Consider the following 10,239-nt stretch of genomic DNA (forward strand, 5'->3'; position numbering starts at 1 on the left):
AAATAAAAAGAGTTATTTTTCAAAGAATGTAAAAATAACTCTTTTTATTTTACTTACTCCAAATCTTCCCCCCAGTTTGGGCATCAATATAACGAATTTCTCGACTACAATCAAAAGGTTCTTTATGATTTTCATCCGTCGTTTGTTTGTACAGTAGTTTGTATTTCGTTTCCTCTGCATCATGATCTAAAAACCATTCTAATTTAACTCGGATAGCCTCTCTGTATATTTCTAACGCTTTTTCTTTTGTTACTTTTGGTGTTGTTTCATATGTAAGTAATTCTTTTATAAAGTTGCTAGATTTTCCCGAGTAATGCATAACAGTACCATTTTCCGTATTGATATTGATCATAAATTGGTTATACTCTGCCAGAATACCCTTCACATATATGGAAAAGATAAATCTTTCAATCCCATCTTCTGCTTCTTCATGTTCCTTCCAAAGTCGAAGATATTGTGTAACATCTGGAATAACATGTTCTAAAAATTGAAGTGCTTTTTGTAAACATTCCTCTCTAGACAGTATTTGTTTTGCTTCTCTATCGTCTGTCAGTTTTATGAAACCAATTAATTCATTGGTTGATTTATCAATGGTAATAACAACTAAATTATTATATTTTAACATTGGTAAATGCTTTTTAAAGAATTCATTCATTAAATATGGATTATTTTCCTCTTTCTGTGTTTGTAATTCCTCTTTCAGTACAAATTTCATCCTTATTCCATCTTCATTTTCCGTCTCCGCTACTTTTGTAAAACTTTCTTTATCCCAGTCAAATAAATCGAATATATCATCTTGTTGGCTACCCTTTTTTTGTTTTCTAACAGCCACTGTTGTCGGTAATTTATAATGATCTGGTCCAAATAAATCTTTACCTGTACTTGCATCAATAAATACATGACTAGGTTCTGGTACATACACAAGGTGGTACCCTTTTACTTCCTCACCATTTCCATATTTACATGATGAGAATGTTAAATCTACAAATACAAGCCTCATATCTTGTCTAGCCTTTAAGTTGTCTAACACGATATTCTCCTCAACAATCGTACTTGGCCATAACGGCTTTTCTTTTATGCTTTCTCGTCCGTTATAATGAAAATTCACAACATTCCCTGAAGGATGCACTTGCACCACACATCCTGTATCCGGTAATGGATATCCATTTATTTCTTGCATATAATTTATTTCTTTCCAGCCACGCCAATCGTCCTGGATAGTTATATATGTATAAAACTTACATCCTTCTTTTATATATTTTTTCAAGAACACATTTGCAACCTCTCTTGCCCTATTTTCCTCTATCGCTTCCTTATCACTCGAAAAATAATTTCTATCATCTATCCTAAATTCAATTAAATTACCAGTATGTCTATTTAATGTAATTTGTATCTGCTTCTCCTCATCATCTTTATGTCCCCACCACAATAGATGATACGGGGCATCAACTCCTTCTTGATCATCTACAACAAGCCTATATTCATCTGGAATTTCAATAATATGAGCTACTTGTTCTTTTCTTTCTTTATCTTTTTGATTCACCATGCCCTCTCCTTTGTTACAATTTAAGGTAATTATAACAAACAAAACCAAAACCTATTAACAAAAAAAGACTAGAGAAATCTCTAGTCTTTTACTTCGTCTCACGATGTAGCGTTACTCGCTTTAATCGTGGACAATATTTTTTAAGTTCGATGCGCTCTGGGTTGTTTCGTTTATTTTTTTTAGAAATGTAATTACGATCACCGCACTCCGTACAAGCTAACGTTATATTTACACGCATATGTAATTCTCCTTTCTTTCAAAGATCGCAACTAAAACGTAATGATTACGATTTATATGTTATATAAATTTATTCTATTTGTCAATTACAAAACAAAAGGGATCTAAATAGAACCCTTTTGTTTAAGTAATCTATACCCTTTATTAAAATGTTTCATATGTAACAAACTCACTAATCGGCTTTCGATATCCTCGTGGGCGAATTTTAGTAGTATCACTTTTTCCTATCGTAATCATTAAAACAGGTACTACATGCTCCGGCATATTTAATTCACTTTGTACTGCTTTTTCATCGAAACCAATCATTGGACATGTATCATAGCCATAATATTTAGCTGCGTACATAAAAGTCATCGCGCTTAATGAAGCATTTCTAATCGCTTCATCCTCCATGAAACGCTCTCCTTTTCCTTCATATAAACCTTTCGTTTGCCTAATGGTATCTTCATATTCGCATTCATCAATCATTTTTAAAACTTTCATACCGAAGTAAATATTTTCAACATTTTGGTATGCTCTTTTATCACCACAAACGAGCACTACCGCTGATGCACTCGATACTTTATATTGACCGAACGCTAATTCTTTTAATCTTTCTTTTCGCTCTTGATCACGAATTACAACATAATGTGTGTGCTGCAAATTATAGCAAGATGGAGAAAGCTTAGTTAACTCAAATATTTTTTTAAAATCCTCATCAGGGATTTCTATACCTTGTATAAATTTCATTGCAGAACGTCTAGCAATTGCTAATTCTTCAAAGTTCACCATATATCCTCCTTAATAACTATAAATTTAAATATACATTAATTTATACAAATGGATAAATCAAATGAAAACACTTTAAATCCGAATAATAATTATGATTAACAACAAAAAAGACAAAAAGCTGAAACAATTAGTTCATACGAAATTCACATGAATCTATTACTATAGAAATTGTACATAGTGAACTTATTAACAATCACGTTTATTTATATAGAATCTTACTCGAAAGGAGTTGAAAGTATGAAAACTAAATATCGCTTTATGATCTCATCATTTGCTGCTTGCGCTTATATGATTTGGTATTTAGTATAATAACAACCTCACTTGTAAATAGGAAAAGGTGTGTATATAAATGGAATATAATCAATCAACAGTTAACTACTGGAAAGCTTTTGTATTACCGTATACATTTGCTTTAGAAGAGTTAAAAACTAAATTTGAAATTATGAACCGGGAAGCTCAATTTCTAGAGGATTACAACCCGTTTGAACATATAAAAACAAGACTAAAACAACCTGAAAGTATTATTAAAAAGCTAGAACGTAAAAGCTTATTACCAACAGTTGAAAACGCTCAAACACATTTACAAGATATTATTGGTATTCGTATTACATGTTGCTTCGTAGAAGATATCTATCATTTGAAAGAAGTCATTCAAAAACGCGAAGATATGGAAGTCATAGAAGTAAAAGATTATATCACTAACCCAAAACAAAACGGATATAAAAGTTTACACATGATTATTAAATATCCTTTATCACTAAATTCTGGTACAAAAGATGTATTTGCAGAAATTCAGTTACGTACACTAGCAATGGACTTTTGGGCAAGTTTAGAACATAAACTTTATTATAAATATGAAGGAAAAATACCTGAGTATTTAAAAGATGAACTACATGATGCGGCAATGAAAGCTGAAGATCTTGATAATAAAATGGCCACAATCCGTCAAGATATTGATGATATTGAAGCATGCTCAAATCAAATTATGCTACCACTATAAAAAAAGGTTCTCGCCAATGAGAACCTTTTTTCTACCATTTTTGGGCAGTAAGACTCCCACACTGATTAAAGTTTTACTTTATTTCTTCTCTATCGTGCGAACCTCTTCAATCTTCCATTTATCATCTTCTTTTCCAAGAGCATACTGTACTTTCTTTTGAAGAGTGATGCCCTCATCTACTTCCTTTTCTTTTGTTTCCACAACAACATATCCTACTTTACTAGCTTTCATATTTATATGTTCCAATTCAATTTTCTTATTTCCCTTTTGAAAAGCGGCTTCTTTTTGTGTTTTTAAATCTTCAGCACTAGGCATCTTCTTTGAAAATAGCTCCATATGTTCTGCAAGATTTTGTTCATTCGTCGTTCTTACAAATGTATGAATAACATCTTGAATAGATTTCTCTTCTTCTTTCGTTATCTGTACCTTTTCCTCAGTTTTTTTAGTAGTAACTTTTTGTTCTACATTATTCTCTTCTTGTTGACATCCAACTAGTAATACTACAAATACTAGAAGGAATCTTAATTTCGCAAATAATTTTTTCATATTCCCAACTCCTAAAAAGAAAAGTGAGGCATTTCGCCTCACTTTCGCTCTTAATTAGCGTCTTCCTTTATTCGGATCGCCACCGCCAACAATATCAAAGACACGTTTCGCTATATTTGTATTCTCTTGAACACCTGAGAATAAGTATTTGCCTGGTCCAAATGCATACACGTTTACATCTTCCCCTGTATGTCCACCTGTTGTCCAGCCTGTAACTGAACGCTTATTGAAAATATTTTCAATCGTATTATCAATCTTCGTTACATCTTTTGATGGAGCTATATCATTTACAGCTTGAATTTCTTCTGGTGTTAATTGTAAATCAATATACTTTTTCAATGTTTCTTCTACATTTGCACCTTTTGCAATCTCATTTGCCATAAAGTCTGGTGTACGTTTCGCAGCTTTAATTGGTTCTACTTTAAAGTTATACTCACCATTCGCACCTAAAGATAAACCGCCAGTAGAATGGTCTGCCGTTGCAACAACTAATGTATTTTTATCTTTTTTCGCAAACTCAATTGCTGCTTTAAATGCTTTTTCGAAGTCTTCCATTTCACTCATTGCACCAACGATATCATTATCATGTCCAGCCCAGTCAATTTGACTTCCTTCAACCATTAAGAAGAAACCATTTTTATTTTTGTTCAAACGTTCAATTGCCGCATTTGTCATTTCTTCTAATGAAGGTGTTTTATCAGTACGGTCAATCATTTTATCTAAACCACCTGGTGCAAATAAACCTAGAATTTGATCATTTTTATCATTTAACAATTGATTTCGATCCGTTACATAACTATAACCAGATTTCTTAAACTCTTCTGTAAGGTTTCGATCTTTTCTAACAAAGTTATTTACACCGCCGCCAAGCATAACATCTACTTTATGCTTCCCTTTAATTTTCTCATCAAAATAATCATTTGCAATTGCGTCCATATTTTTACGGCTAATGTCATGCGCACCGAAAGCAGCTGGTGTTGCATGTGTAATTTCAGAAGTTGCAACAAGTCCTGTTGATTTCCCTTTTTCTTTCGCTTGCTCAAGAACTGTTTTTACTTCCGCTTTATCATTATCAACTGCAATTGCCGCATTATATGTTTTAATCCCTGCTGACATAGCAGTTGCTGCGGATGCAGAGTCTGTAATATTTTCATGTTCATCTTCTGGATATGTTTTTTGTGTTCCTACAAGATGCTTATCAAATTCTGTAGATTCCATTTCAAAAGTTTTTGGATTATCTTTCATATAACGATGAGCCGTCATATATGAAGGGCCCATACCATCCCCAATTAATACGATAACATTTTTAATCTTTGCATTGCTTCCGTTCTCATCTGCATTAACCTCACTAGAACGAGTAAAATTCCATGTCGCTACCGAAGTAACTGCTAATGATGCAACAACTGCAAATGGCCATGCTTTTTTTACAAACTTTTTCACTGTTTTGTCCCCCTAATTAGGTTATTCATTTCCCACTATCAAATTTAATAGAAGACTATTAAGAGAAAATTAGTTATATGTAAATTTTTTGTTAACTTATGTAAATATCAGTTATAATTTGTATAAGTTTGTCTTTTTATATCAACCATCTCGCCCTTTACAATTTAAATATAAACCAGTTGGATTTCATTTAACGTAAATCTCTTATTTTACATTTTGACTCTATTTTTATGAAAATAAATAGAAATGTGGTGAGCCTTTATGAAAATAGTAAAGCTAAATAAATCTTTTATTTTTGAATTACTTAATCTTTGCAAATCTGTTGGATGGTTACACGATGAAGTTTTTATGAAAAAACAATTCGAAATGTATCTTTCTATCGGCACACTTGTAGGTTATATGCATGAAGACAAACTCATTGCGACTGGAGGTGTATTTCCCTTTACAAGCAACTTCTCTTCCATTGGCATGTTAATCGTTCATCCTAATTTTCAAGGACGAGGAATAGGGCGTATATTGCTAAATCATTGCTTGGAACAAACTCATTCAAAACAACCAATCGCACTTATTGCGACAAAAGCTGGCGAGCCTCTATACACATCATGTGGATTTCAAACAGTAACAACGATTCATCGTTTTGAAAAACAAACTACCAAGATGAATACCGTTCATACACAACAAGTGAAAGAAAAAGACATTGTGTCTCTCACTTCTCTCGATCAAATCGCAACTGGGGTAAATCGTTCTCTACTTTACTCTTTGCTATTACCAAGAACCGTACACTCTTTTAAAACCGAAAGAAATAACCGTGTAGAAGCTTTTTCATTATGCATACAAAAAGGCAATATATTATGTATCAATCCACTTATCGCCAAGCAAGAAGAAGATGCTATTCAATTATTAAAAAAGATATGTGAATGTTGGAATGGTATAGTACGAATTGATGTCCCACACTCACAATTTACATTTCGTAAATTTCTTCAAACAGAAAATTTCCAAGAAACGCTCCTTTCACCTCTTATGATAAAAAATAGTAGCCAACTTCCTGGAAATCGTAATATGCTATTTGCTATGATAGATACAGCGTTATGTTAGAAAGGAGACACCTAATTGAAGCGATTTAGCTATGTTATGGTAGGTTGTCTTACTCTTACACTATTAGTAGGATGTAGTGCAGCAGAAAAGCCAGTAGAACAAGTAAAGCAAGTTAAAAATACAATTACAGCGAAACTAACTACCGAGGAAAAAATGGTAGAAATAGATGGTCAAACCATTTACTTTAAAAAGATTGGTAATGAAAAACCACCTTTACTTATGATCCATGGCTTTGGAGGGTCATCAGATGGTTTTCAAAAAATTTACTCGGACTTAGCAAAAGATCATACAATTATTTCTGTAGATGCTTTAGGATTCGGGCGCTCATCTAAGCCAATGGATTTTTATTATTCTTTTCCAACTCATGCAAATTTGTATTATAAATTAATGAAAAAACTAGGGTATGATTCATTTGCAATACTGGGGCATTCCATGGGGGGAGAAATTTCTCTAAATTTAACATATTTATATCCTGAAGCAGTTACTCACCTTATTTTAACTGATGCTACAGGTGGCCCTCATACATTCGTTACTAAACAAAGCTCACCAAAACCACAATTGCCGACTGATTTAAATGCCGTTTCTTCTATTACAGATTATGATGAGAGCAAAGTGAAATTCAAACGTAATGATGAAGAGCATTATAACAAAATGAAATTATGGCCTAGACGTCTAAAAATTAATGCAAATGAAATGAAACAACCAACTTTAATTATATGGGGCAGAAATGATAGTAGCGTTTCTTGGAAAGAAGGAGAAACGTATCATCAATTCTTAAAAAATAGTACTTTACATATTATTGAAAAAGGTTATCACGCACCATTTCGCCAAGAACCTCAAGAATTTGTCGGGTATGTACAAGACTTCTTTAAGAACAATCCGATCAAAGTTGAAAAATAACATAAACGGGTATCTCATTTTGAGATACCCGTTTTCATATATTAAGCAGCTTGCTTTTGGCGTTTTGGCGTTTTTGATCCTAATACTTTCGGGATAACGAAGCCATCCATTCCAAATTTCCCAGCGTTCATACCGGAAACAAGAACAAACATAGATAAGATAACCATTTCAGGATTCACACCAATTGACCCACTAAACATATAGGAAAAGTTCATTACAAGGCCGAAAAAGACCGCCGTTTTTGTTAAACAACCAACAATTAAACCAATTCCAACTAAAATTTCTCCCCACGTGACAAGCGTATTAAATAGATCTACGTTTGGAATTGCGAAATCTTGTAAAAATGATGCCCACCAAGATTGCACAGCCGGTTGTGCTCCTTTAGATTTTTCAACTGCACCTTGTAAATATCCAATCGCATTGAATCCTTCTCCTTGTAGTTTACCGATTCCAGCCATTAACCATTTGTAACCAAGATATACTCGGATTACTGCTAACACAAAAGAAACTGCTTTGTTTTCTCTTAAAAATTGAATAACCATATCTTCCTCCTAAAGTTGTAATTAAGTTAGTTACAGATAATATAATAACATTAGTTACTTATTTTATAAACGTTAATTATGAATAATTCGTGACATGTGTATGAAACATTAAAAACTAACGTTTATATAGTAACTTTTATTACCTGTAAAAACTTGAACATATCATACCACAGGTGATAATCATTTTCATTGAAAAAAATGTAAAAAAAATGTGAGTTAAATGTGAAACACACTTATTCGAATATAGAATAAATGTGTTTCACACTAGTTATAGAATCGAAATGTATGTGTCTCCTCGTCAATTAACCTTGCTTCTTGAAACGCTTCTTCTAACGTTTTTTCATGGTTAATAACCCCATAAAATAAGCGTATAGTAAACATAAGTGCTGCATTTCCATCTACATAATCAATCGATCCAATATATGATTTTGCACCACTATGTAAAAAAGATTCTGCTAGATTTTGCGCCCCTAACGTACACCCGCTATTTACAATATGTGTATTATGCAATTTTGCATATTTATCAATTTCTGCTGTACCAAAATACCCTCTCGGTTCATCTTGTTCATATACTTCTTCGCCCAGCTCTTCCATGACAAACTTCCCTCCCTCACCATGAAAGCAAAAAATAATATAATTAACATCGTTAAATAAGCTCTTTCCAGAAAGAACTTCTACAAAATCTTTTGGTCTACCAATCCAATATGTCACAACTCTTGCACCAAAATATTCAAGAGATGCTCGGATTGATTGCGCCTCTAAATCCGAATTAAAACCAACTACTAATGCAATATTCAACACACAACCTCCATCCTATAATCAGCCCTTATCAATCAGAATTTTATGGGATAAATCCATTTCATATATACCCGTTTCTTTCAAAAAATCCGATCTAGTTAAAACGACTTTCTGTATATATTGCCTATATGCTGTAATTGTTCCGTCGTGAGATACAATACAAATTCTTTCAGCTCTCAGCTCATAACACCAAAGAAGAAATTCATCTACTATTTGCTGAAAACTATTCTCTGAACTAGTGTTTATACCTTCCTTCCATAATTGATTATTTGAGCTTTTCTCTATCGAAAAATGTGGAAATAACTTTTTTATCATATCCTGATCTACTATGCAATCGCATGGTAGTGTTTTCGCGCCTTCTCGATAAGGAAAAATACGCGGGGATACATATGGATGAACGATTTTTTGACAACTACATTTCGCACTCCATATTGTCGCTGTTTGCAAAGTTCGAAGTGTAGGGCTAACAATTAATATATCCGTTTCTTGTAATGATACATCACGTTGAAGTAATTTAGCTTGAGCCTTTCCTACTCTCGTCAATGGTGGGTCAAACACTTGTAAACTTTCCGGTAAATCCGTTGTATGTTCACCTTCACCATGCCGAACAAAAAAGAGTTTCATATTCAGCCTCCTCTTACTATAAAATCCTCACACATATTTCTTCCCTATTGCATTCTTTATTCCTGCTGTATGAAAACCGATATGCAAAAAAGGTTTGATACGAAAATTTGTAAAATATTACAACATTATATGTAAAACACTTTTTACACTAAAAAGAGAATTACATATATGAAATGGATAATTGTCTTTATTGGAATGATTGTATGGGGATATATAAACGGCTTCTTTAGTAGTGATAAAACTGCTACTCCTTGGATTACAGATGATGAACGTGAAACAAAAATTAAACAAAAAGCAATTACGGCAAGCTGGTCCGGTGTTTTTATGTTTTGTACCATTAGCTTCTTAAATAAATGGTTAGGTTTAAGCACAAACGATAAATCACCATACTTACCAGACCCTATCGCAGCGATTTTAAAGGAAAATGTAGAGTTACAAGTTTTACTCATGCTATTTGTTATGTATGGAATATTTTACTCACATTATCGAAGAAAATTAAGTGCCTAACTTCTAACTCATGATTATCCTCCTAAATGGTTATAGTAATCATGACAAAATGAAAGGAGAGATATAAACATGAGTAACTCGAATGAATTTTTAGATACACTACATGAAAAACAAGCAAAAGATGAGCAAAATAGAAAGCGCCAAGGGAACGGAAACCCAGCGAAAAAAAAGCCAAATAAAACACATAAATAACAATAAAAAACTGCCTAAAACGATGAAGTGAACCCCGAAAA

Annotated in this window: 13 protein-coding genes; 5 read left to right on the forward strand and 8 right to left on the reverse strand. The window is 32.9% G+C overall.

Annotation, left to right across the window (positions count from 1 at the left end):
- Window positions 1-49 precede the first annotated feature (49 nt).
- From COK05_RS30265 to COK05_RS30275, 3 genes are all read right to left on the reverse strand, one after another.
- The gene (locus COK05_RS30265) at window positions 50-1,546 is read right to left on the reverse strand and encodes a YcdB/YcdC domain-containing protein (protein WP_141539316.1); all 1,497 of its coding nucleotides are present in this window, start codon (window positions 1,544-1,546) and stop codon (window positions 50-52) included.
- Window positions 1,547-1,634: 88 nt separating this feature from the next.
- Window positions 1,635-1,784, reverse strand: coding sequence for a 50S ribosomal protein L33 (gene rpmG / locus COK05_RS30270; protein ID WP_001265617.1), 150 nt, complete (start codon window positions 1,782-1,784; stop codon window positions 1,635-1,637).
- Window positions 1,785-1,927: 143 nt separating this feature from the next.
- Entirely contained in the window at window positions 1,928-2,554 is a 627-nt protein-coding gene (locus COK05_RS30275; protein WP_141539317.1) for a nitroreductase family protein, read from the reverse strand.
- A 349-nt stretch (window positions 2,555-2,903) separates the two neighbouring features.
- Here COK05_RS30275 and COK05_RS30280 point away from each other — a divergent pair, with 349 nt between their 5' ends.
- A complete protein-coding gene (locus tag COK05_RS30280; protein ID WP_098615467.1) occupies window positions 2,904-3,554 on the forward strand; it encodes a GTP pyrophosphokinase in 651 nt (216 codons plus the stop codon).
- Between the two features lie 78 nt (window positions 3,555-3,632).
- On the opposite strand, the gene COK05_RS30285 is transcribed toward COK05_RS30280, so the two are convergent.
- Both COK05_RS30285 and COK05_RS30290 read right to left on the reverse strand, forming a co-directional pair.
- The gene (locus COK05_RS30285) at window positions 3,633-4,100 is read right to left on the reverse strand and encodes a hypothetical protein (protein WP_098615468.1); all 468 of its coding nucleotides are present in this window, start codon (window positions 4,098-4,100) and stop codon (window positions 3,633-3,635) included.
- Between the two features lie 54 nt (window positions 4,101-4,154).
- The gene (locus COK05_RS30290) at window positions 4,155-5,540 is read right to left on the reverse strand and encodes an alkaline phosphatase (RefSeq protein WP_098615469.1); all 1,386 of its coding nucleotides are present in this window, start codon (window positions 5,538-5,540) and stop codon (window positions 4,155-4,157) included.
- A gap of 261 nt (window positions 5,541-5,801) precedes the next feature.
- On the opposite strand from COK05_RS30290, the gene COK05_RS30295 reads away from it, so the two are divergent.
- On the forward strand, window positions 5,802-6,635 hold the full coding sequence (locus COK05_RS30295) for a GNAT family N-acetyltransferase (protein WP_098615470.1): 834 nt from the start codon (window positions 5,802-5,804) through the stop codon (window positions 6,633-6,635).
- Window positions 6,636-6,650: 15 nt separating this feature from the next.
- Window positions 6,651-7,535, forward strand: a complete 885-nt coding sequence (locus tag COK05_RS30300) for an alpha/beta fold hydrolase (RefSeq protein ID WP_098615471.1) — start codon at window positions 6,651-6,653, stop codon at window positions 7,533-7,535.
- A 41-nt stretch (window positions 7,536-7,576) separates the two neighbouring features.
- Here the strand turns inward: COK05_RS30300 and COK05_RS30305 are convergent, their stop codons facing one another.
- From COK05_RS30305 to COK05_RS30315, 3 genes are all read right to left on the reverse strand, one after another.
- Window positions 7,577-8,077, reverse strand: a complete 501-nt coding sequence (locus COK05_RS30305) for a DoxX family protein (protein WP_098615472.1) — start codon at window positions 8,075-8,077, stop codon at window positions 7,577-7,579.
- Window positions 8,078-8,341: 264 nt separating this feature from the next.
- Window positions 8,342-8,878 carry a delta-aminolevulinic acid dehydratase gene (locus tag COK05_RS30310; protein WP_098615473.1) on the reverse strand — a complete coding sequence of 179 codons (537 nt, stop codon included), beginning with the start codon at window positions 8,876-8,878 and terminating at the stop codon, window positions 8,342-8,344.
- A gap of 18 nt (window positions 8,879-8,896) precedes the next feature.
- Window positions 8,897-9,499 (reverse strand): phosphoglycerate mutase family protein, encoded by a 603-nt coding sequence (locus COK05_RS30315; protein WP_098615474.1) that lies wholly within the window; start codon window positions 9,497-9,499, stop codon window positions 8,897-8,899.
- 168 nt (window positions 9,500-9,667) lie between these two features.
- On the opposite strand from COK05_RS30315, the gene COK05_RS30320 reads away from it, so the two are divergent.
- Window positions 9,668-10,006 (forward strand): phosphoglycerate mutase, encoded by a 339-nt coding sequence (locus COK05_RS30320; protein ID WP_098615475.1) that lies wholly within the window; start codon window positions 9,668-9,670, stop codon window positions 10,004-10,006.
- Window positions 10,007-10,075: 69 nt separating this feature from the next.
- On the forward strand, window positions 10,076-10,198 hold the full coding sequence (locus COK05_RS30325) for a DUF4023 domain-containing protein (protein ID WP_000071866.1): 123 nt from the start codon (window positions 10,076-10,078) through the stop codon (window positions 10,196-10,198).
- Window positions 10,199-10,239: the final 41 nt, after the last annotated feature.

This window comes from Bacillus cereus (genome assembly GCF_002567495.1).
Taxonomy (GTDB): domain Bacteria; phylum Bacillota; class Bacilli; order Bacillales; family Bacillaceae_G; genus Bacillus_A; species Bacillus_A cereus_AQ.